18 protein-coding genes are annotated in these 21,502 nt (G+C 66.9%); 16 read left to right on the top strand and 2 right to left on the bottom strand.

Annotation, left to right across the window (positions count from 1 at the left end):
- The 12 genes from Q0982_RS19315 to Q0982_RS19260 form a co-directional block, all read left to right on the top strand.
- On the top strand, positions 1-829 hold an 829-nt coding region (locus Q0982_RS19315; RefSeq protein WP_299398399.1), incomplete at its 5' end, for a nucleotidyltransferase domain-containing protein.
- Positions 829-2,229 carry a 3' terminal RNA ribose 2'-O-methyltransferase Hen1 gene (locus Q0982_RS19310; RefSeq protein WP_299398396.1) on the top strand — a complete coding sequence of 467 codons (1,401 nt, stop codon included), beginning with the start codon at positions 829-831 and terminating at the stop codon, positions 2,227-2,229. The genes Q0982_RS19315 and Q0982_RS19310, both read left to right, overlap by 1 nt.
- Positions 2,226-4,790 (top strand): polynucleotide kinase-phosphatase, encoded by a 2,565-nt coding sequence (locus Q0982_RS19305; RefSeq protein ID WP_299398394.1) that lies wholly within the window; start codon positions 2,226-2,228, stop codon positions 4,788-4,790. The genes Q0982_RS19310 and Q0982_RS19305 overlap by 4 nt, the downstream gene beginning before the upstream one ends.
- Before the next feature lie 166 nt (positions 4,791-4,956).
- The gene (locus Q0982_RS19300; protein WP_299398391.1) at positions 4,957-6,906 is read left to right on the top strand and encodes a C1 family peptidase; all 1,950 of its coding nucleotides are present in this window, start codon (positions 4,957-4,959) and stop codon (positions 6,904-6,906) included.
- Positions 6,907-6,966: 60 nt separating this feature from the next.
- Positions 6,967-7,860: a phosphotransferase gene (locus Q0982_RS19295; protein ID WP_299398388.1), complete on the top strand. Its 894-nt coding sequence runs from the start codon at positions 6,967-6,969 to the stop codon at positions 7,858-7,860.
- A 9-nt stretch (positions 7,861-7,869) separates the two neighbouring features.
- Positions 7,870-10,323: an FAD-dependent oxidoreductase gene (locus tag Q0982_RS19290; protein WP_299398385.1), complete on the top strand. Its 2,454-nt coding sequence runs from the start codon at positions 7,870-7,872 to the stop codon at positions 10,321-10,323.
- Positions 10,324-10,417: 94 nt separating this feature from the next.
- Positions 10,418-11,083 (top strand): isoprenylcysteine carboxylmethyltransferase family protein, encoded by a 666-nt coding sequence (locus Q0982_RS19285; protein ID WP_299398383.1) that lies wholly within the window; start codon positions 10,418-10,420, stop codon positions 11,081-11,083.
- A gap of 233 nt (positions 11,084-11,316) precedes the next feature.
- Positions 11,317-11,925: a DUF2589 domain-containing protein gene (locus Q0982_RS19280; protein ID WP_299398381.1), complete on the top strand. Its 609-nt coding sequence runs from the start codon at positions 11,317-11,319 to the stop codon at positions 11,923-11,925.
- A gap of 195 nt (positions 11,926-12,120) precedes the next feature.
- Complete coding sequence (locus tag Q0982_RS19275) at positions 12,121-12,939, top strand: hypothetical protein (RefSeq protein WP_299398379.1); 819 nt, start codon at positions 12,121-12,123, stop codon at positions 12,937-12,939.
- A gap of 24 nt (positions 12,940-12,963) precedes the next feature.
- The gene (locus tag Q0982_RS19270) at positions 12,964-13,701 is read left to right on the top strand and encodes a DUF2589 domain-containing protein (RefSeq protein ID WP_299398377.1); all 738 of its coding nucleotides are present in this window, start codon (positions 12,964-12,966) and stop codon (positions 13,699-13,701) included.
- Between the two features lie 3 nt (positions 13,702-13,704).
- Entirely contained in the window at positions 13,705-13,965 is a 261-nt protein-coding gene (locus Q0982_RS19265; RefSeq protein ID WP_299398375.1) for a hypothetical protein, read from the top strand.
- A 78-nt stretch (positions 13,966-14,043) separates the two neighbouring features.
- Positions 14,044-15,030, top strand: a complete 987-nt coding sequence (locus Q0982_RS19260; RefSeq protein ID WP_299398373.1) for a hypothetical protein — start codon at positions 14,044-14,046, stop codon at positions 15,028-15,030.
- A 21-nt stretch (positions 15,031-15,051) separates the two neighbouring features.
- Here the strand turns inward: Q0982_RS19260 and Q0982_RS19255 are convergent, their stop codons facing one another.
- Positions 15,052-15,276: a hypothetical protein gene (locus tag Q0982_RS19255; RefSeq protein ID WP_299398371.1), complete on the bottom strand. Its 225-nt coding sequence runs from the start codon at positions 15,274-15,276 to the stop codon at positions 15,052-15,054.
- A 12-nt stretch (positions 15,277-15,288) separates the two neighbouring features.
- Positions 15,289-16,404 (bottom strand): hypothetical protein, encoded by a 1,116-nt coding sequence (locus tag Q0982_RS19250; protein ID WP_299398370.1) that lies wholly within the window; start codon positions 16,402-16,404, stop codon positions 15,289-15,291.
- Positions 16,405-16,594: 190 nt separating this feature from the next.
- Here Q0982_RS19250 and Q0982_RS19245 point away from each other — a divergent pair, with 190 nt between their 5' ends.
- The 4 genes from Q0982_RS19245 (at position 16,595) to Q0982_RS19230 (ending at position 21,495) form a co-directional block, all read left to right on the top strand.
- Positions 16,595-17,887: an acetylornithine deacetylase/succinyl-diaminopimelate desuccinylase family protein gene (locus Q0982_RS19245; protein WP_299398368.1), complete on the top strand. Its 1,293-nt coding sequence runs from the start codon at positions 16,595-16,597 to the stop codon at positions 17,885-17,887.
- A 79-nt stretch (positions 17,888-17,966) separates the two neighbouring features.
- Entirely contained in the window at positions 17,967-19,460 is a 1,494-nt protein-coding gene (locus Q0982_RS19240; protein ID WP_299398366.1) for an ABC transporter substrate-binding protein, read from the top strand.
- A gap of 225 nt (positions 19,461-19,685) precedes the next feature.
- The gene (locus Q0982_RS19235; protein WP_299398363.1) at positions 19,686-20,642 is read left to right on the top strand and encodes an ABC transporter permease; all 957 of its coding nucleotides are present in this window, start codon (positions 19,686-19,688) and stop codon (positions 20,640-20,642) included.
- On the top strand, positions 20,632-21,495 hold the full coding sequence (locus Q0982_RS19230; protein WP_322097072.1) for an ABC transporter permease: 864 nt from the start codon (positions 20,632-20,634) through the stop codon (positions 21,493-21,495). The genes Q0982_RS19235 and Q0982_RS19230 overlap by 11 nt, the downstream gene beginning before the upstream one ends.
- The last annotated feature ends 7 nt before the right edge of the window (positions 21,496-21,502 follow it).

Here is a 21,502-nt window from a genome sequence, read left to right as displayed (position 1 = left end):
AGACATGACCGCGCTGGCCTATGCCCCTATTGCAGCGGAGCCCCGCGCTCTCATCGCCGAGCGGCTGGATGCCATCGAGCGCGATCACGACGTGCGTCTGCTCTTCGCCATCGAATCCGGCAGCCGCGCCTGGGGCTTTCCCTCGCCGGACAGCGACTACGACGTGCGCTTCGTCTACGTGCACCGGCCGGAGTGGTATCTCTCCATCGAGCAGCGCCGCGACGTCATCGAGCTGCCGATCGAAGGCGATCTCGACATCAACGGCTGGGACTTGCGCAAGGCGCTGGCCCTTCTGCTGAAGCCCAACCCGGTGCTGCTGGAATGGCTGCGTTCGCCCATCGTCTACCGTGCCGATGGGGAGGCCATGGTGAAGCTGCTGGATCTGGCGGAGAAGACGGCACACCGGCGCCCTTCGGCCTATCACTACCTGCACCTCTGCCGCGGCCAGTACCGCCGCTTTATCGAGGATCAGGACCGGGTGAAGCTGAAGAAGTACTTCTACGCCCTGCGCCCGGCGCTGGCGCTGATGTGGCTGCGCCGTCACCCCAACCGCGCGCTGCCGATGAACTTCGCCGAACTGCGGGCCGGGCTCGACCTGCCGGCCGGCCTCTCGGCCTTTCTGGACGAGATGCTGGCCCGCAAGGCGCGCAGCCGCGAGCTGGGCGAGGGTCCGCGCCTTGTGGTGCTCGACGCCCTTATCGAGGAGGAGATGGCGCGGGCCGAACGGGCCCTGCCGGGCAACGCCCCGGCGACGCCGGACCTTGCGGCCGAGGCCGACACCCTGTTCCGGGATCTGGTCTGCGAAAACCGGAAAGGCGGGCGGACCTGATGCTGTTGACCATTGCGACAACGCACAGGCCCGCCACGGACCTGGGGTATCTGCTGCACAAGAACCCGGCGCGCTGCCACGAAAAGTCGCTTCCTTTCGGCAGAGCGGTGATGTGCTTTCCCGAGGCGGAGGAGGACCGCTGCCGCTTTGCCCTTGCCGTCGACGTCGATGCGATCGGGCTCGTGCGCAAGCCGGGTCGGGCGCCGGGTCTGCACGACCACTACGTCAACGATCGTCCTTATGCGGCCTCCTCCTTCCTCTCGGTGGCCATTGCCCGTTCGCTGAACACCGCCTTTGCCGGGCGTTCGAAGCATCGCCCGGATCTGGCGCAGACGGCACTGCCCTTGGAAGCGACGGTGGTGCCTCTGGCCGCGCGCGGCAGCGAAGGCCTCGCGCAGCGGCTCTTCGAGCCGCTCGGCTACCGCGTCACGGTGACAAACCATCCGCTGGATGCGGCGCTGCCCGATTGGGGCGAGAGCCCCTACATCACCCTGCACCTGGAAGGGATGCTGCGTCTCCAGGAACTGCTGACGCACCTCTATGTCCTGATCCCGGTGCTCGACAACGCCAAGCACTACTATGTGGCCAGCGACGAGGTGGAAACCCTGATCGCCAAAGGCGAAGGCTGGCTGGAGGCCCACCCGGAGCGAGACTTCATCGTAAAGCGGTCCCTGAAGCGCCGGGAGAGCCTGGTCCGTGAGGCGCTGGCGCGCCTCAGCGAAACCGACGCCGAGACGGAAGCCGAGGAGCCGCAGGCGCAGGACGCTCGCGAGCAGGACCTGGAAAAACCGATGCGCCTGAACGATCAGCGCATGGCCAGGGTTGCCGAAGTTCTGACGGCCGCCGGCGCCAAGCGGGTGATCGATCTCGGCTGCGGCCAGGGCCGCCTGCTGCGGGAACTCATGCAGAATCGGCAGTTCGAGGAGATCGTCGGGGTCGACACCTCCGTCGTCGCCCTGGAGCGGGCCGAGCAGCGCCTGAAGCTCGACCGCCTGCCGCAACGCCAGGCCGCAAGGCTGAAGCTGCTGCATGGCGCTCTCACCTACCGCGACCGCCGGCTGGAGGGCTACGACGCCGTGGCGCTGGTCGAGGTGATCGAGCATGTCGACCTGGACCGGCACAACGCACTGGAGCGTGTGGTCTTCGGCAGCATGGCGCCTGGCCTGGTCGTCGTGACCACGCCGAACCGCGAGTACAACGCCCTGTTCGAGGGAATGGCGCCGGGTGCGCTGCGCCACGGCGATCACCGTTTCGAATGGACCCGGCAAGAGTTCAAGGACTGGGCCGAAGGTGTCGCCGGCCGCTTCGGCTACGGGGTTCGCTTTGACGGAATCGGTGAAACGCATTCGGAGCTTGGCGCACCGACGCAGCTCGCAGTCTTCGAGCGGAGCGCCCCGTGACCCGCATCGCCTTGCCGGATTTCTGTCTCGTGGTTCTGATCGGCCCGTCCGGGGCCGGCAAGTCCACCTTTGCCCGCCAGCATTTCCTGGAGACGGAGGTGATTTCCTCCGATGCCTGCCGGGGCATGGTGGCGGATGACGAAAACGACCAGACGGCCACCGGGCCGGCCTTCGACCTCGTGCATTTCATCGCGGAAAAGCGCCTGCAGAGCCGCCGTCTCACCGTGATCGACGCGACCAACGTGCGCGGCGAGGACCGCGCCGAGTACGTCCGCATCGCGCGCCGGCAGCATGCCCTGCCGGTGGCCATCGTGCTCAATCCTGGGGAGGACGTCTGCCACGCCCGCAATGCGGAAAGGCCGGACCGGCAGTTCGGCCCCCATGTGGTGCGCAACCATATCCGCGCCCTGAAACGCGGCATTCGCAAGCTGCCGAAAGAAGGCTTCCGGCAGGTTCACGAGTTCCGAAGCGTCGAGGACATGGCGGCGGCGGTGGTGACGCGCCAGCCGCTGTGGACGGACAAGCGCGGCGAGGCCGGGCCCTTCGACATCATCGGCGACGTGCATGGCTGCTGTGACGAGCTGGAGGCTCTTCTGGCCCGGCTCGGTTACACCGTGCGGTTTGAAGGCGAGGGCGATGAGCGCCGCTGCACCGTGACCCCGCCGGAGGGGCGCCGGGCCGTCTTCGTCGGCGACCTGGTTGACCGCGGACCGCGCTCGCCCGATGTCCTGCGGCTCGTCATGTCGATGATGGCCGCGGGCGACGGCTTCTGCGTCATGGGCAACCACGAGAACAAGTTTCTGCGCTGGCTGAACGGCCGCAACGTGAAGCTGACCCACGGGCTGGCGGAGACGGTGGCGCAGATGGAGGCGGAGACCGAGGGTTTCCGCGAGACGGTGCGGCGGTTTCTCGACGGGCTTCTCTCCCACCACTGGCTGGACGATGGCCGCCTGGTCGTTGCCCATGCGGGTCTGCGCCAGGACATGATCGGACGGGCTTCCGGGGCCGTGCGCTCTTTCTGCATGTATGGCGAAACGACGGGGGAAACCGACGACTTCGGCCTGCCGGTCCGCTACAACTGGGCAGCGGACTACCGGGGCGATGCGATGGTGGTCTACGGCCATACGCCGGTCCCCGAGGCTGAATGGCTGAACGGGACCATCTGCATCGATACCGGCTGTGTCTTCGGCGGCAAGCTGACGGCGCTGCGCTATCCGGAGCGTGAACTGGTGTCCGTGCCCGCGGCGCAGACCTACTTTGCTCCGGTCAAGCCGCTGGGAGGCCCTGAAGACCAGCGCAGCGCTCAGGCCATCGACGACGACATGCTGGACCTGGACGATGTCCGCGGCAAGCGGATCATCCAGACCGGCCTGCAGCGCAGCGTGACGGTCAACGAGGCGCAGGCCGCCGCGGCCCTGGAGGCGATGACCCGCTTTGCCATCAATCCGAAGTGGCTGGTCTATCTGCCGCCGACCATGTCGCCGTCCGAGACCTCCGAGGAAGGCGGCATGCTGGAGCACCCGGCCGAAGCCTTTGCCTATTTCCGCAAGCAGGGCGTCGCCACCGTGGTGTGCCAGGAAAAACACATGGGCTCCCGCGCGGTGATCGCTCTGTGCCGCTCGCCCGAAGCGGCGCAGGCCCGCTTCGGCACCGAAGGCAATGAGACCGGAGTCATCTATTCGCGCACGGGCCGCGACTTCTTTTTCGATCGGGACAAGACCGAGGCCGTGCTGGCGCGTCTGCGCACGGCGGCCTCTTCGGCCGGGCTCTGGGCGAAGCTGAAGACCGATTGGCTGCTGCTGGATGCCGAGATCATGCCCTGGTCGGCCAAGGCGCAGTCCCTGCTGCGGCAGCAATATGCCCCGGTGGGCGCGGCCGCCCGGCTCTCGCTGGCGGCCCAGGAAACGGTCTTCAGGACCGCAGTGTCCCGCGGGGTCGACCTGGACGGCTTTGAGAGAACCGTGTCTCAACGCGCGGAGCGGGCGGCGGACTACGCGGCTGCCTATCGCCGCTACTGCTGGCCGGTGGAGAGCCTGGACGACTATCGCATCGCCCCCTTCCATCTGCTCGCCAGCGAAGGGGCGGTTCATATGGACAAGGATCACCGCTGGCATATGGACCAACTGGAGCGGCTGACGGCCAACGGCGATCCGCTGCTGATGGCGACGGCGCACCGCTTCGTCGATCTCGGCGACACGGCGGCCGAAGCGGAGGCGACGGCCTGGTGGACGGCGCTCACCGGGGCCGGGGGCGAGGGCATGGTGGTCAAGCCGCTGGATTTCGTCACCCGCGGGCCGCGCGGCCTCGTCCAGCCGGCGGTGAAGTGCCGCGGGAAGGAGTACCTGCGGATCATCTACGGCCCGGACTACGACGCCCCGGAGAACATCGCCAGACTGCGCAAGCGCGGGCTCGGGCGAAAGCGCTCCCTTGCGCTGCGCGAATTCGCCCTGGGCATGGAGGCACTGGAGCGCTTCGTTGCACGGGCTCCGCTGCGCCGCGTGCATGAATGCGTTTTCGCGGTTCTGGCGCTCGAGAGCGAGCCGGTGGATCCCCGACTCTAGGGCAGACTCTAGAGCAGACTCTTGAGCAGGCTCTGGGGCAGCTTCCGCAGCGGCGCGGCGTCGTAACTCCAAAGATCGCCGGCTCGGCGGATGGCCCCATTGACGCCGCGGCTTGGATGGGCCGAGACTGACTTCATTCAGCAGTCATGAAGGGGGGAGATCTCAGATGCCAGGATCCGGTCAAGGTGATGGCAAGGTCTATTCGGGTGTTGTCAAGGATCCGCTCGATCTGCGCGATCTGATGTACGAGAGCGGCCTCTTCGAATTGCCCTTCAAACTCGACAACCGGAAAAGGGTGCCGGTGGTGCTCGACCAGGGCAAAGAGGGTGCCTGCACCGGCTTCGGGCTCGCCGCTGTGGTGAACTTCCTGCACCACAACCGCGGCGATTTCACGGCGGCACAGAAAGCCAAATACAAGAAAAAGGAGAATGGCGCCAGCGCCCGCATGCTTTACGAGATGGCCAAGCGCTATGACGAGTGGCAAGGGGAGAACTACGACGGCTCATCGGTGCGTGGCGCCATGAAGGGCTGGGCCAAGCACGGCGTCTGTTCCTGGCGCAAATGGCCCTACAACGCCAACAAACCGGGGCGCCTGACGCCGCCGCGCCAGTTCGATGCCCTGCGCCATCCCCTCGGCGCCTACTACCGCGTGCGCCACCTTTATCTGAACCAGATGCAGGCGGCGCTGAAGGAAGCCGGCATCCTCTATGCCAGCGCTTCGGTGCACGACGGCTGGAGTCATGTCGGAGGCGATGGGATCATCCGCTACAGCCCCAGACTGATCGGCGGCCATGCCTTCGCCATCGTCGGCTACGATGACCGCGGCTTCTGGGTGCAGAACTCCTGGGGGCCGCGCTGGGGACTGAAGGGCTTCTGTCACCTCGGCTACGACGACTGGCTGCAGAACGGCTATGACTGCTGGGTCGCACGCCTTGGCGTGCCGGTTTTGGCGATTCCGGAGGACCAGCGCGACCGGGTTCACGGTCGCGCCGCCGAGTTCGGCTATGTCGCCGATGAAGCGGTTGAGCTGAACGACATCCGACCCCACTTCGTCAACCTGGGCAACGACGGGCGCTTCTCCCAGTCCGGGCGCTACTCCAGCGACCCAGATGACGTCGAGGATGTGGTGCTGAAGCGTTTCAAGGAAATCTCTGCATCGTGGAGCGGCCCGCGAAAGCTGGCGATCTATTGCCACGGCGGGCTGAACAGCGAGAAGGCCTCGGCCGCGCGCATTGCCTCGCTCAGACCCTACTTCCTCGCCAACCAGATCTATCCCCTGCATTTCATGTGGGAGACCGGGGCGCTGGAGTCGATCCGCGGCATCGTGCAGGACGCCTTTCGCCGCGGCCGTTTCCAGGGCTGGGCCGACAGGATGAAGGAGCGCTTCTACGACCTGCTCGACGAGGGCGTCGAGCTGGGCGCCCAACCGCTTGGCAAGCCGCTGTGGAATCAGATGAAGGACAACGCGACCCGCGCCTCGGTGGATGCGGAAGGCGGTGCCCGTTTTACCGCCAAACGGATTAAGTCCTGCTTCGACGGCATGAGCGAGAAGACGGAACTGCACCTGGTGGGCCACAGCGCCGGCAGCATTTTCCTGGCCCATCTGGTGCCAGTGCTGTCGGAGATCGGCCAGCCGGTGAAGTCGCTTACACTCTTTGCGCCGGCCTGTGCGCTGTCGCTCTTCGATGAGAAGATCGCCGGGCATATCGGGCAGAACATCGAGCGCTTCGTCATGTTCAACCTGACCGATGCGGTTGAGCGCGATGACTCCGTGGGGCCGGCCTACCACAAGAGCCTGCTCTACCTGGTGACCGAGGCCTTCGAGCAGCGCCACCGCGTGCCGCTCCTGGGCATGGAGGCCTTTATCGATCCTGCGAACAAGGCATACATCAAGCTGCCACCCGAAGACCGCAAACTGTCGAAGCGGGTCCAGCAGGTTATCGGCAAAGCCCAGCCGGGCAACGGTAGAACGACGATCCGTGCCCTCAATGTGCCAACTTCGATCAAGCTCGATTCCGACAGCACCACCCACGGCGGTTTCGACAACGACGAGGCGACGCTGAACTCAACCCTCAGAATCATCACTGGCAAGCAGAGCCTCGCCAAGGCCTTCTGATGGTTGCGGCGGCTGGGCCGACCCGGCACACTCGCGCGGCGAGGATTTGCTGGTTGAGGGATGACGAGCGTGGGGGATCTCGAAGCGCTGAAGGCGCGGGTGCGGGGCCTTTCCTTATGGTCCGGCCCGGTGGACCCTCAGCCGCTTGAAGGCGGCATCACCAACGTCAACTTCCACGTGGTCGACGGGGATGCGGGCTATGTCGTGCGCCTGGGCGACGACATCCCGGTGCATCATGTCATGCGCTTCAACGAAGCGGCGGCCAGTCGCGCCGCGGCGGCGGCCGGGGTGTCGCCGGAGGTGGTCTATGCCGAGCGCGGCGTTCTGGTGGTGCGTTTCGTCGAGGGGCGCACCCTGGGCGAGGCCGACCTGCGCGCCGCTGCGATGCTCGACCGCCTTGTGCCGCTGCTGCAAAGGGTGCACTGGCAGGTGGCGCGCGTCTTCCGCGGCCCGGCCCTGACCTTCTGGCCCTTCCACGTGCTGCGCGACTACGGGCGCGCCCTGGAAGAGGGCGGGAGCCGCCACCGCGCCGATCTGCCGGAGCTGCTCCAGATCACCGAGGACCTGGAAGTGGCCGTCGGAAAGATCGATCTGGTCTTCTGCCACAACGATCTGCTGCCGGGAAACATCCTCGACGACGGCGACCGGCTCTGGCTGATCGACTGGGACTACGCCGGCTTCGGATCGCCGCTCTTCGACCTTGCCAATCTCGCGACCAACTGCGGGCTCGACCGGGACCTGGAACGCCATCTGCTCGCGCGTTACTTCGAGGCGCCGGCGGACGCGGCGCTCTACCGCCGCTTCAGCGCCATGAAATGCGCGTCCTTACTGCGCGAAACGCTCTGGTCCATGGTCTCCGAGATCCACTCAACCCTGGACTTCGATTACGCCGCCTATACCGCGGAGAACCGCCGGCGTTTCGAGCGTGCTCACACGGATTTTGCGGCACTCTGAGGAGCCTTTATGGGCCAGCTTCCCTCGTCTGCGAAGATCATCATCATCGGCGGCGGCATCATCGGCTGCTCGACCGCCTATCACCTGGGCAGGCTCGGCATCACCGACTGCCTGCTCCTGGAGCGGCACAAGCTCACCTCCGGCAGCACTTTTCACGCGGCCGGGCTGGTCGGCCAGCTGCGCAGCTCCGCCAACATCACCCAGCTGCTCGGCTACTCCGTCGACCTCTACGACCGCCTGGAGGCGGAGACGGGACAGGCCACCGGCTGGAAGCGCAACGGCGGCCTGCGCCTGGCCTGCAACCAAGAGCGCTGGACCGAGGTGAAGCGCCAGGCGACCACGGCCCATTCCTTCGGCCTGGAGATGGCACTGCTGACGCCCAAGGAAGCACAAGCCCTCTGGCCGCTGATGACAGTGGACGACGTTGTGGGCGCGGCCTTCCTGCCGAGCGACGGCCAGGCTAACCCCTCCGACATCACCCTGGCGCTGGCGAAGGGCGCCCGGCAGGCCGGCGTGACGCTGATGGAAGACACGCCGGTCACCCGGATCGTGCTGGACGACGGCGGCCGCATCGCGGGGGTGGAGACTCCGCAGGGGACGATCGCCTGCGAGACAATCGTCTGCTGCGCCGGGCAGTGGTCGCGGACGCTGGCGGCTGGCGTCGGGGTCACCGTCCCGCTGGTTTCGGTCCAGCACCAGTACATGGTGACCGAGCCCATCGAGGGGGTGACCCGCGACCTGCCGACCCTGCGCGATCCCGACCGGCTCACCTACTACAAGGAAGAGGTCGGCGGTCTGGTGATGGGCGGCTACGAGCCCAACCCGATCCCCTGGGCGGTGGACGGCATCCCGCCGGACTTCCACTTCAGCCTGCTGGACTCCGACTTCGATCACTTCGAACCGATGATGGAACTGGCGCTCGGTCGCGTGCCCGCGCTGGAACGCGCCGGGGTCAAGCAACTGATCAACGGTCCCGAGTCCTTCACCCCCGACGGCAACTTCATTCTCGGCGAGGCGCCGGAGCTGGCTGGCTTCTTCGTGGGTGCCGGTTTCAACGCCTTCGGCATCGCCTCCGGCGGCGGTGCCGGCATGGCCTTGGCGGAATGGGTCGCAAAGGGGGAGCAGCCCTTTGATCTCTGGCCGGTGGACATCCGGCGCTTCGGTCGGCCCCACGCCGATACCGACTGGGTGCGCCGGCGCACCCTGGAGGCCTATGGCAAGCACTACACCATGGCCTGGCCCCATGAGGAGCATGCCTCGGCGCGGCCCTGCCGGCGCTCGCCGCTCTATCAGATCCTGAAGGATCAGGGTGCCTGCTTCGGCGAGAAGCTGGGCTGGGAGCGGCCCAACTGGTTCGCCGACCTTGCGGCGGGGGAGGTACCGGAAGACGTCTACAGTTTCGGCCGCCAGAACTGGTTCGGGGCGGTGGCCCGCGAACACCGGGCGACGCGCGAGGCCGCGGCGCTCTTCGACCAGAGTTCTTTTGCCAAGTTCCTGCTGCAGGGCCCGGATGCGGAGGCGGCGCTGGGCTGGATCTGTGCCAACGACGTGACGCGGCCGCCGGGCAGCGTGATCTACACCCAGATGCTGAACGACCATGGCGGCATCGAATGCGACCTGACGGTGACGCGCCTGGCTGCCGAGCGCTACTACATCGTCACCGGCACCGGCTTTGCCACCCATGACTTCGACTGGATCCGCCGCAGCATGCCGGCGGGCGCGCGTGCCGAACTGCTGGACGTCACCTCGGCCTACGGCGTGCTGGCGCTGATGGGCCCGCGGGCGCGCGATATCCTGCAGGCGGTGACCCCGGCGGACGTTTCGAACGCGGCCTTTCCCTTTGCTGCCGCGCGGCCCCTTCCCATTGCCGGGGCCACCGTCTGGGCGCTGCGCCTGACCTATGTCGGCGAGCTCGGCTGGGAACTGCACGTGCCCACGGAATCGATGGTTGCGGTCTATGAGGCGCTGAGTGCGGCGGGTGCCAGCGCGGGGCTCTGCAATGCCGGCTACCGGGCCATCGAGTCGCTGCGGCTGGAAAAAGGCTACCGGGCCTGGGCTGCGGAGATCGGGCCGGATCATACGCCGCTGGAGGCCGGCCTGGGCTGGGCGGTGAAGCTTGGCGGATCGTGCGACTTCCGGGGCCGGACGGCCCTGGAGACCCAGCGCAGCGCCGGTGTGAAGAAGCGCCTTGCCGCCTTCCTGCCTGACGACCCGGAGGTCGTCCTGTTGGGACGCGAGACCATCTTCCGCAACGGGGCCCGTGCCGGCTGGCTGACCAGCGGCGGCTTCGGTCACAGTCTGGGGCGACCGGTCGGCTACGGCTACGTCCGCGCCGATGCGCCGATCGGACGGGATTATCTGGAGGCTGGCGACTACGCCCTGGAGGTCGCCGGCGACCGGCTGCCCTGCCGCCTGCACCTCGGACCGCTGATCGACCCGGAGATGGCCAGGATAAAAGCCTGATCTACAATCGTTTATTTGTTAATTAATCATCTTCTAATGCTTCAGTGGTGTGTTGCAGCTATAGTCCTGCCGACAATCAAAATGGGTTCAAGAGGTGGCAGAGCCGCAAATCCTGGATGCCGTGCGCTGGTTCCTTGCGCTGTTTTTCCCGGGCGTAGCCTTGTTCTACATCCTGCGCCTGACACGGCGTCGCTCCGCCCTCGGCCATTCGGCGGCTTCGCACGGCGCCGTCGGCAGCCAAGCCTGGTGGCTGGCCAAGACCTTCGTTTTCTTTCGCAGCGCGATCACCCTGGCCATGCTCGCCCGGGCGTTCTGGCCTCAGCTCGATAGCTATCTGCTCGCCTTCCCTTGGATGGTGACGCCGGCCGTTGTTGTCACCGGCGTCGCGGTGATGGTGGGCGCCTTTACGGTGGTCGTGGTTCTGAATCTGACCATGGGCGAAGCCTGGCGCTCCGGCCTCGTGACTGCGGGCGGCCCGCCGCCCCTGATCACGACGGGGGCTTTTGCCTGGACCCGCAACCCGATGTTCCTGATGGTCCAGGTCGCCCAGCTCGGGTTCTTTCTGGCCTTCCCCAGCGGCTTTACTCTGCTTTGTCTTGTGGTCGGCGTTGTCGTGCTGCATCTGCAGGTGCGTCTTGAAGAGACTCACCTGTCGAATGTCCATGGCGAGGCTTACCGCGACTATGCGGCGCGGACACCGCGCTGGTTCACGCTGCGCCACCTGCTCGTCCGCACGAAGATCCTGCCGGCCTCCGCCTGAGCGTCGTACATCGACTCTCCTCACCGTTCTCTGACTCTTATTTGTCACGGCCCCTAGTGAAAACGTCGCTATGCTGTGAAAATAATCGGTCGATTCCTCCGGAAGGTTACATCGCTGTCCGCAGGAACGGCCCTGGGTTGTGAGCCGAGCCGTCGCGGCAGCGTCAGGGAGCCTGCTCGCCTTGCGGGCAGGGGGACGCGCTTCGCCGCGGGCTCGTCAACGGAGGGGAGACTATGGCCGTAGCAGGCGAACTGCAGGCACTACCGTTCGGGTCCTTGATCGGCGGCCCGCTCGACGCGGCGATCGAAGCGCAGGCCAAGGCGGCCGTCTCGTCGGTGAACTTCATCCGCTCCATCGGGTTCGACGACAAGGGCGCGGTCCAGAACATCACTTTCACCGCCAAGAAGGGCAGCACGGAAACCGAGATCACGGTGCCGCTGCTGACGATCGTGCCGATCCCCTTCATCCGCATCGACGAGATGACCATCGACTTCAAGGCGAACATCACCTCCAGCAAGGAGAGCGCCGACAAGACGGTGGAGTCGACCAGCAAGAGCGCCAAGGTCAATGCCAGCGCCCGCTATCTCTTCTTCAAGGCGAGTCTGGAAGCCTCGATCTCCTCCAAGAAAGACTCGGAGTCGACCAAGAACTCCAAGTACTCGGTGGAGACCACCATCGACGTGCATGTCCATGCCGTACAGGACGAACTTCCCGCCGGTCTGGCCAAGATGCTGAACATCCTGGCCGACACCATTCAGGCACCACCGCCTGTGACGGATCAGACCGGCGGCGGCGGTGCTGGCGGCGGTGGCGGCGGGGGCGGCGGTTCCCGGGGAAACTGATCGCGCTGGGGCCGCCTGAGCTCAAGAGTCTGCCGGGCCGCCCCAGCACCCTTGCCAGATCCCGTCCGGTCCACACCCGCCTCTGGCGGCGTCTGTTGGATTGGCTCGGCGGATGGCATAGTGCCTGGAGCGCAGGCTAGAAGACGCTCTGGGGCGGGTAACGTCCGCATGAAGGGGGAGGCGGCGTAGGCGAAGATGGCCGATCTGCAACAGATCGTCGGGGCGATCCTGAGGGACCTGGCAAAGGCGCGATTTAGCGCCGATCTCTATTCGCGCTCGATCGCGCGCTACTACGAGAACGACTACCTCCTGCGCAAGTTTCCGGTGCCGCGCGCCGACTTCGAAGAGGTGGAGATCGATCTGAAGTTCTCCATTGCCGGCGTTCCGGACAGCGAGGTGAACAACGAAAGCCAGGAAGCCAACGCCGCCGTTCTCTTCGAGCGTTCGGTGGAGCGCCTGGTTGCCAGCTTTCTCGACATCGCGCGGGCGCGCAACCAGGATGACCAGGCCTTCAACGAGAGCTGGTGGAAGTATCTCAGCAAGGGTTTCAACTCGACCGCCCTGCGCATCGAGATGCGCCAGAAGGTGCTGCGCTACTTCATCGAGTCCTACACTCACATGATCGACGATGACGGCAACTTCAATGCCGCGCTCGTCCTGGGCGAGTTGGAGCGGCCTTTCCGCTGGGCCATGGAGGCCTTCGCAAAGGAGGATTTCACCCGCGATGAAGAGGCCGAACAGCAGATGAAACGGGATCTGCGCGAGCTGATCCTGCCGATTATAGGCGAAGACGCCATCAAGCAGGCGGTGGCGGCCATGGCCGGACCGATCAAGACCATCTGGCAGGGCAACAGCGATACCCGTCTCGATATCATGATCGAGGGCGGTCAGCTTTCCCAGTTGAGCGACGCGGCCCTGTCCAGCGTCAAGATCAAGGCTGTGGTGCGCAACATGGTCTGGACGGAAGTGAAGGTGGGCGACCGCACGACGCGCCACGCCCTGACGTCCGAGTAGGCGCGCGCAGAAAGGAGAGCGGCAATGTCTGACGAGACACCGGAGGACGCGGCGGTGCCGGTGCCCGCCGGAAACGGCGAGCCGCCTGGTGGGGGTGATGACGGCGGCGGTAGCAGTGGCGGCCCGTCGTCTTCGCGTGGTGATCTGCCGGACCCGCAGGGCTCGGTGCTGTCGCTGGCCCAGCTCATCGGTGCGCCGATCCATGCCCTGGTGGATGCCGAGGCGCAGTCGGCCATGGCGACGGCCCGCTTCATCCGCTCGGTGGGTTTTGTCGGCAACGGCGACGGCATGGGCGAACTGGGTGACCTGCAGATGGCCCGCTTCAAGCGCCGCCGCAGCAATGCCGACGGCAGCGACGAAGAGGTCGAAGTGCAGATCCCGCTGCTCTCCATGCTGCCGATCCCGGCGCTGCAGATCAAAGACGCGGAGCTGGACTACACCGTCAAGATTATCCAGACCGAGGCGCTGCCGCAGCGCCAGGCCGAGATCAACCAGTTGATGACCACCAAGCGCCAGGGGCCGCTGGGCGAACCGCCGGCGACCCTGCGCGCCGCTTTCGCCCGCGAGCAGCGCCCCGGCGACCGGCGTTCGGTCGATATGCTCCTGAAGATGAAGCTGCGCATAGAACAGGCCGACATGCCGGCCGGCCTCGCCCAGCTTCTGGCGCTGGCCGGGGAGTCGACCGGCCAGAAGGCGGTGACCGCAACAGAGAGTGAAGAAGCACAGAGTGAAGACGGCACGCGTGAAAGCAAGGACGACTAGGCCATGACGGCAACGCAGCCCGGGGAAATCCCCTGTCCATCCTGCAGCCGCCCGCTGCCCCTGCCGGTTGCCGCGGTGCTGTCCGGGCAACCCATCGTCTGCGCCGGCTGCGGACTGGAGCTGACCGCCCAGCGCGAGACCTCGCGCGAGGCGCTGGATGCCCTCGGCCGGTGGTACGAGGAAACCGGCGCTGCCCGCGACATGGCGGCCTCGGCTGCCGGCACCGGCGGTGAGGGTGCTGCAAAAAAACAGCGATCGCGGTAGTTCTGAAGACTACCCCTCTGTCCGCCGCGCCCCAGGCACGCCTCCCTTGTCCGCAACCAGACATGAGAGATCCTGACTGTGGCCAGGCTTGAAAGCTGGTTCCGGCCCTGGCTGGACGATCCCGGGCCCTGGGACCTTTGGGAGCTGGAGCCCAGGGAGGCAGCGGCTGTCGCGGAACGCCTGCGGGTTGCCGCGGGTTCGGCCAAGGCGCGCCTGGAGAGCGATTTCGCCGCAGAGGCCCGGCGTTTCGGCGCCACCGCCCTGGTCGACCGCCTGGCGGCGACACCCGCGGAGCCCGAAGCCCTGTTCCGCATCGTCCTGGCCCTTGCGGCCGTCGATCACTACCGGGCCCGCCTCGCCCCGCCGCGCCCCGACCCCGGGGGCGGCACCAACGCGGCGAACAGGGAGCGCTGGGCCGCCCTGCAGCCCTATCTGCTGCGACGGCTTCACGCCTGGGCCGAGGACAATGCGGCGGACTCCCTGGTCTGGCGGGCCGCCGCCGGACGGATTGCCGACAACTGGATCCCGGCGGAGCAGATCAGCCGCAGTCTCGAGCGTCAGCTGTCGGAGACCGGGCTTTTCACCTCGGTCGCCGTGGACCTGGATCTCAAACCGCCGGTCCCTGGCGGTGGCGCCTGGTTGAGGGCCCGGACCGCCGAGACTCTGGAGCGCATCAAGGCGGCGCTGGCGCAGCGGCAGCCTCTTGCGGTGGAGCTGCTGCGCGACCCCCTGACCGCGCCCGCGGCAGCCCAGGTCCTGGTCGTCTACCGCCTGGAGGACCGGGACGACGGCTGGCTTTCCCTCAGCGGTTACGATCCCATCGCGCCTGAAGCACCGCAGCGTATGGAGCTACATCTCGGGCCGGAGGCGTTGCGCGTCCGCGAACCGCAGGACGGCGAGGGCCGCCCAGCCGTCAAAGGCCTGCGCTGCATCGCCATGCCGCCGGGCGAGCCGCCGCTGTTCGGCTGGCGCCGCCGGCTGCGCCGGCTTCTGCCCTGGGGTCTCTTCTGGTACCTGGGGCGCCGCTGGCGATTGTTTCGTGACCGCAAGCGCGATGGGACTTGAGCAAAAGCGGCTTTGCCGGCTTCAGCCCGCGGCCTTGGGCGGCGCCTCCTCGATCAGCAGAACCCGCAGCGGCGCGACCTCCCTTTCGATCTCTGGCAGCAGTGCGACCAGCTCGGCGTCTTCGATCGCCGCGGCATAGAGGCAGACCGCGTTGTCCGCGCGGCGGATCCCCACCGCGTGGATACCGCAGCGGCCGAGCAGGCGGTGCTTCAGCCGCTGCTTCGCTTCGTCCAGAGGGTCGCCCATCGGTCAGGCTTCCTAGATCGGTTCGATTTCCAGGCTCTCCATCACATCATTCATCTGGTTGGCGATGCCGTAAACCCCGCTCTGCGGTCCGGCGAAGAACAGGCCCACCGCGCGGGCCGCGGCCCGGTTGACGATCAGCGACCCGCTGTCCCCGCCGAGCCCGATGGCGCTGTAGGGCGGCGTCACCTCGATACGCAGCTGATCGACGAAGAGCGCCACGGCAGCGGGGTCGAAGGCGTCCATGCCGACCAGTGCGTCGTAGGACTCGTCCGTGACCACGCCCTCGGTATAGCCGGTCGTGCGCCCGTGCTTACGCACCTCCATACCCTCGACACCGCGCTCGGCGCCGGACAGCGGCCCGATGCTGCAGACCTCCGCCCGGCTTTCGGTCTCCGGCAGCAGCAGGCCGACGGCGGCGTCGATGCGGTTCGGCGTCTGTCCGTCGATGACGATTTCCTGGAAGCGCTGCAGCGTCGCGAAGCGGTCGGTTACCGATCCGCCGTCGGCTGGGCCCGGCTGCAGCAGGTCGTCGCCGATGAGCGCTCGGTTGGTATCGGCGAGGACGTGGTTGTTGCTCAGTGCCAGCACCTGGCCGGGATCGTCGCCATTGCGGGTCGAACGGCAGAAGCAGGCGAGTGTGCCGGCTGTCACGTCCTCATGGGCGACGCTGATGCCGGCGACAACCGGACGCTGGCGGGACTGCCTGGCCTCGCTGCAGTCCTCCTGCTGCGTTGCGCTGCGGCGCTTCGCGGCAGGCCTTGCCGTCTTCGACGGCGGCTTCTTCACCACGGTGCTGCCCAGCGCGAAGGCAGGCGCCGTCTCGATGACGTCGGTGACCAATCCGTCGATGGTCTCCGGCAGGCGGTCGCGCGGCGCCAGCAGGGACAGCGGCAGTTTCTGCGCCACATAGAAGCGTACGCAGCTCTGCTTCGTCGCCTTTCCGGCGACGACCTTCTTGCCGACGCCCACTGCATGCACATTGGCGCCGGCGGCGGCGATCGCGCCGGAGATTCGCCCGGAGACTCCCAAGGGCCGGCGCGCGGTTACGGTGCCGCCGCGCAGGGCGGCGCGCAGCAGCCGTGGGGCAACGGTTTGCTTGGCTTGCAGAAGGTCGGTGGGAATCGGCATGGCGCGTCTCCTCTGATCGTCGATCCTCGGGCTCGGCGCTCTCTCCAGGTCTATAGGTGGGGGCTTCGCTGCAGGGGCGAAGGGGGCTTTTGTGACATTTCTGTCCTTTCCCTGTTCCCCGATCCCCCCACTCTGCTTTGTGTCGGCTATCGCTTGCGCCCCGGTGGCGCTCTGTGGCTAGCTGGCATTCATGCAGGATGCCGTCTTTCGTCGTATCGAGGAGAAGCAGGAGGACCTGGTCGCGCTGACCTGCGACTTGATCCGCTTTCCCACCGTGAACCCGCCGGGCGAGGCCTACACGCCCTGCGCCGAGTTTCTCGGGGAGCGGCTGCGCAAGCGCGGCTTCGATGTCTCCTATCACCGTGCCGAAGGCGTGGTGGGCGATTCGGCGCGCTATCCGCGCACCAACGTGGTCGCCCGCATCGAAGGCAGCCGCCCCGGCCCCTGCGTTCACTTCAACGGCCACATCGATGTGGTGGCGGCGGGCCGCGGCTGGTCGGTCGATCCCTTCGCGCCGGTGGTGCGCAACGGCCGGGTCTATGGCCGCGGCGCCTGCGACATGAAGGGCGGGATCGCCGCGGCGGTGATCGCCGTCGAGGCCCTGGTCGAAGAGGCCCGGGTCAAGGAGGGCGGCGGCTTTGCCGGGGCGCTGGAGATCTCCGGCACCGTCGACGAGGAGTCCGGCGGCTACGCCGGCGTCGGCTATCTGGCGCAGCAGGGCCTCTTCTCACGGCCGCGGGTCGACCACGTGATTATCCCGGAGCCGCTGAACGTCGACCGGGTCTGCATCGGCCACCGCGGGGTCTGGTGGGCGGAGGTGGAGACCAAGGGTCACATCGCCCACGGCTCCATGCCCTTCCTGGGGGACTGCGCCGTGCGCCATATGGGCGCCTTCCTGCAGCGCCTGGAGAGCGAGCTTTACCCCGCCCTGGCGAAAAAGCGCACCGCCATGCCGGTGGTGCCGGAGGGCGCGCGCCAGTCGACCCTCAACATCAACGCCATCCACGGCGGCCTCGCCGAAGACTACGAGGGCCTGCCGGCGCCCATGGTGCCGGACTCCTGCCGCATGGTGCTCGACCGCCGCTACCTCATCGAAGAGGATCCGGAGGCGGTGAAGAACGAGATCGTCTCGATCCTCGAGAGCCTGAAGCACGACCGCGCCGGATTCGACTATGCCTTGAAAGAGGTGCTGGCCTTTCAGCCCACCCTGACCGATGCCGGGGCGCCGGTGGTGCGCGCGGTCTCTGCCGCCATCGAGTCGGTGCTGGGCCGCCCGGCGGAACAGGTGGTCTCCCCCGGCACTTACGACCAGAAGCACATTGTGCGGGTCGGCCACCTGGAGGACTGCATCGCCTACGGGCCGGGCATCCTCGATCTGGCCCATCAGCCGGATGAGTATGTCGGTATCGACGATATGATTGCTTCCGCCAAGGTCATGGCCTCTGCGACATTGACGCTTTTGGGCAGCGCCGCGGCTGGCTAAACTTCCGGCAAAGCAGGGGACGGCGCCGTTCAGCGGCCATGCTCCCGTCCAGAGGCCAAGGAGGAGGCAGAGCGGACCGATGAACAGATTTCTTGCACGCAGCATCCAGGCGGGCGTGGTGGCCTGCGGCCTGATCGGCCTCGGCGCACTGCCGGCCACCGCCGCCAAGGACAGCATTACCCTGGCCATGCCGCTCGAGCCGCCGCACCTCGATCCCACTGCCGGGGCGGCGGCGGCCATCGACGAGGTGGTCTACGCCAACATCTTCGAGGGCCTGACCCGCATCGACAGCGCCGGCGCCGTACAGCCTGCCCTGGCCGAAAGCTGGGAGGTCTCGGACGACGGCCTGACCTACACCTTTGCGCTCCGGTCAGGGGTGCGGTTCCACGACGGTACCGCCTTTGACTCGGGCGACGTGAAGTTCTCCCTCGACCGCGCCATGGCCGAAGACAGCACCAATGCGCAGAAAGGGCTCTTCGAGTCGATCGCCTCGGTGGAAACGCCGGATGCGGAAACCGTGGTGGTCACGCTGAAGCAGCCGGCGGGGAATCTGCTCTTCAATCTCGGCTGGGGCGATGCCGTCATCGTTGCGCCGGAAAGCGTTGCCAACAACAAGACCAATCCCGTCGGTACAGGCCCCTTCGCCTTCGAGCGCTGGGTGAAGGGCGACCGGGTCGAGATGGTCCGCAACGGCAATTACTGGGGCACGCCCGCCAGGCTGGCCAGGGCCACCATCAAGATCATCCCTGATCCCGCTGCGGCGACAGCGGCCATGCTGGCCGGCGACATCGACGCCTATGCCAATTTCCCGGCGCCTGAGGCGCTGGCGCAGTTCGAGGCCGATCCCCGTTTCAAGGTGGTGATCGGCAGCACGGAGGGGGAGACCATTCTCGCCATCAACAACGCCCGCGGACCGCTCAGCGATCTGCGCGTGCGTCAGGCGCTGGCCCACGCGGTCGACCGTCAGGCGGTGATCGACGGGGCCATGTTCGGTTATGGCACGCCCATCGGCACCCACTTCGCCCCGCACCACCCCGCCTATGTCGACCTGACCGGCAGCTACCCCTACGACCCGGACAAGGCCAAGGCCCTTCTGGCCGAGGCGGGCTACGGTGACGGGCTCTCGCTCAGCCTCAAGCTGCCGCCGCCCAGCTACGCGCGCCGCGGCGGCGAGATCATCGCCGCCCAGCTTGCCGCCGTGGGTGTTGCGACCGAGATCAGCCAGGTCGAGTGGGCGCAGTGGCTGGAGCAGGTCTTCAAGGGTACCGACTACGACCTCACCATCGTCTCGCACACCGAGCCCATGGACATCGGCATCTACGGCCGCGAGACCTACTACTTCAATTACCAGGACGCTGACTTCAAGGCGCTGATGGCCAAGCTCAACACCACGGTGGAGGAGGGCGCGCGTTACGGCCTGCTCGCCGAAGCGCAGGAAAAGCTGGCGGCGGACTCGGTGAACGTCTTTCTCTTCCAACTCGCCAAGCATGGCGTCTGGAACAAGGACATCGTCGGCCTCTGGGAGAACAGCCCGGTGCAGGCCAACGACCTGACCGCGGTCTCTTGGCAGTAGGGACGTAGGTTGCCGGGTTGAGGCTCTGAATTGCAGGGCGACCCTGCGTCTTTCGAGACGCGCCTCCGGGCTGATGCCCGGCCGCGCTCCTCAGGATGAGGGAGACCCTGTATGGCACGAAGAAAGATCCTCATGCTGAGGAGCCCGCCTTGGCGGGCGTCGCGAAGCATGCAGGCTGGTGATCCAGCACGGCACGCCAGCTTCGTCGAGTTCTCGAACTAGGCCATGGCCCTCTTCCTCGTTCAGCGGCTGACCGCGCTGGTCATCACCCTGCTGGTGGCGAGCCTTTTGGTTTTCCTGGTGATGGAGGTGCTGCCGGGCGATCCGGCGGCCATCATCCTGGGCGTGAACGCGCGCGCCGATACGCTGGCGGCGCTGCGGGCGGAGATGGGGCTCGACCGGCCGGCGGCCGAGCGCTACCTCGTCTGGCTCGGCGGGTTGGTGACCGGCGACCTGGGGCGCAGCTACACCTATGGCGTTCCGGTCTGGGAACTGGTGGGCGAGCGTATCGGCCTCACCCTTCCGCTGGCCCTGATGGCCATCGTGCTCTCCACGGCGCTTGCCATTCCGCTCGGCGTGCTGGCGGCGGCGCGGCGCAACAAGCCCGCCGACGTGGGCGTCATGGGGTTCACCCAGTTGGGGATCGCCATTCCCAACTTCTGGTTCGCCATGCTGCTGATCCTGCTCTTCGCGGTGCATTGGCAGGTCCTGCCGGCGGGCGGCTTCGCGGGCTGGGATGCCGGCTTCTGGCCGGCGCTGAAGACGCTGATCCTGCCTGCGGTCGCGCTGGCCCTGCCGCAGGCGGCGATCCTCGCCCGTGTCACCCGCTCCTCGGTGCTGGAAACCCTGGGCGAGGATTTCGTGCGCACCGCCCGGGCCAAGGGCCTCAGCCGCCGCGCCGCCCTCTGGCGCCATGCCGTGCGCAACGCCCTCATCCCCGTGGTCACCATCATGGGCCTGCAGTTTTCCTTCCTCCTGGCCGGCACCATCATCATCGAGAACGTCTTCTACCTGCCGGGTCTCGGGCGCCTGATCTTTCAGGCCATCGCCCAGCGCGATCTCATTGTGGTGAAGGACCTGGTGATCCTGCTGGCCGCCAGCGTGGTGGTCGTCAACTTCGTGGTCGACCTGCTCTACGCCGTGCTCGATCCGCGGCTGCGCGGAGGCCAGCATGTCGTCTGAGACGCAGACCTCGGCCCTTCGCGAGTACTGGCAGCGCGGGCGCGGCCAGGCCAACCTCATGATCGGTCTTGCGGTGACCCTGACGCTGGTCGCAGTCGCGCTGGTCTCGCTGGTCTGGACGCCCTATACCGTCAGCGCCATCGACATTCCGGGCAAGCTGCAGCCGCCCTCGGCCGATCACTGGCTGGGCACCGATCAGTTCGGCCGCGACGTGCTGTCGCGCATCATGGCCGGGGCGGTCAATTCCATCGCCGTTTCTCTGGTCGCCGTCGGCATCGGCGCCGGCATCGGGGTGCCGCTCGGCGCGCTGGCGGCGGCCCGCCGCGGGCTGGTGGAGGAGGTCGTGATGCGCTTCAACGACTTCACCTTCGCCTTTCCCGCCCTGCTGTCCGCGGTGATGATCACCGCGCTCTTCGGGCCCGGGGCGATCAATGCCATCATCGCCATCGGCATCTTCAACATTCCGGTCTTCGCGCGGCTGACCCGCGCGGCGGCGCTCAGTCTTTGGAAGCGCGACTTCGTGCTGGCAGCGCGGGTCGCGGGGCGCGGGCGCACGCGCATCACCATCGATCACATCCTGCCCAACATCGCCAGCCTGCTGATCGTGCAGATGACCATCCAGTTTGCGCTGGCGATCCTGGCCGAAGCGGGTCTGAGCTATCTCGGTCTCGGCACCCAGCCGCCGAACCCGAGCTGGGGCAAGATGCTGAACGAGGCACAGACCCTGATGTTCATCGCCCCGCAGCTCGCGGTCTTTCCGGGCCTTGCCATCATGGTGACGGTCCTCGGCCTCAACCTTCTCGGAGACGGCCTGCGCGACCTCCTGGACCCGCGCCTGCGGCGGCTGCGGTGAGGACGCC

The organism is Pelagibius sp., from assembly GCF_028281305.1.
In the GTDB taxonomy this organism is placed as follows: Bacteria; Pseudomonadota; Alphaproteobacteria; order Kiloniellales; family Kiloniellaceae; genus Pelagibius.
Note: the sequence above shows the minus strand (reverse complement) of the source record. Positions and strands in the feature narration are given on the sequence as shown.

Bases quoted from the DNA above. Each gene is read 5' to 3' on its own strand.
- Q0982_RS19275 (WP_299398379.1), top strand. From the start codon at position 12,121: ATGGCCGATCTGCAACAGATCGTCGGGGCGATCCTGAGGGACCTGGCA.
- Q0982_RS19270 (WP_299398377.1), top strand. From the start codon at position 12,964: ATGTCTGACGAGACACCGGAGGACGCGGCGGTGCCGGTGCCCGCCGGA.
- Q0982_RS19230 (WP_322097072.1), top strand. From the start codon at position 20,632: ATGTCGTCTGAGACGCAGACCTCGGCCCTTCGCGAGTACTGGCAGCGC.
- Q0982_RS19250 (WP_299398370.1), bottom strand. From the start codon at position 16,404: ATGCCGATTCCCACCGACCTTCTGCAAGCCAAGCAAACCGTTGCCCCA.
- Q0982_RS19295 (WP_299398388.1), top strand. From the start codon at position 6,967: ATGACGAGCGTGGGGGATCTCGAAGCGCTGAAGGCGCGGGTGCGGGGC.
- Q0982_RS19265 (WP_299398375.1), top strand. From the start codon at position 13,705: ATGACGGCAACGCAGCCCGGGGAAATCCCCTGTCCATCCTGCAGCCGC.
- Q0982_RS19310 (WP_299398396.1), top strand. From the start codon at position 829: ATGCTGTTGACCATTGCGACAACGCACAGGCCCGCCACGGACCTGGGG.
- Q0982_RS19245 (WP_299398368.1), top strand. From the start codon at position 16,595: ATGCAGGATGCCGTCTTTCGTCGTATCGAGGAGAAGCAGGAGGACCTG.
- Q0982_RS19300 (WP_299398391.1), top strand. From the start codon at position 4,957: ATGCCAGGATCCGGTCAAGGTGATGGCAAGGTCTATTCGGGTGTTGTC.
- Q0982_RS19240 (WP_299398366.1), top strand. From the start codon at position 17,967: ATGAACAGATTTCTTGCACGCAGCATCCAGGCGGGCGTGGTGGCCTGC.
- Q0982_RS19255 (WP_299398371.1), bottom strand. From the start codon at position 15,276: ATGGGCGACCCTCTGGACGAAGCGAAGCAGCGGCTGAAGCACCGCCTG.
- Q0982_RS19290 (WP_299398385.1), top strand. From the start codon at position 7,870: ATGGGCCAGCTTCCCTCGTCTGCGAAGATCATCATCATCGGCGGCGGC.
- Q0982_RS19235 (WP_299398363.1), top strand. From the start codon at position 19,686: ATGGCCCTCTTCCTCGTTCAGCGGCTGACCGCGCTGGTCATCACCCTG.
- Q0982_RS19280 (WP_299398381.1), top strand. From the start codon at position 11,317: ATGGCCGTAGCAGGCGAACTGCAGGCACTACCGTTCGGGTCCTTGATC.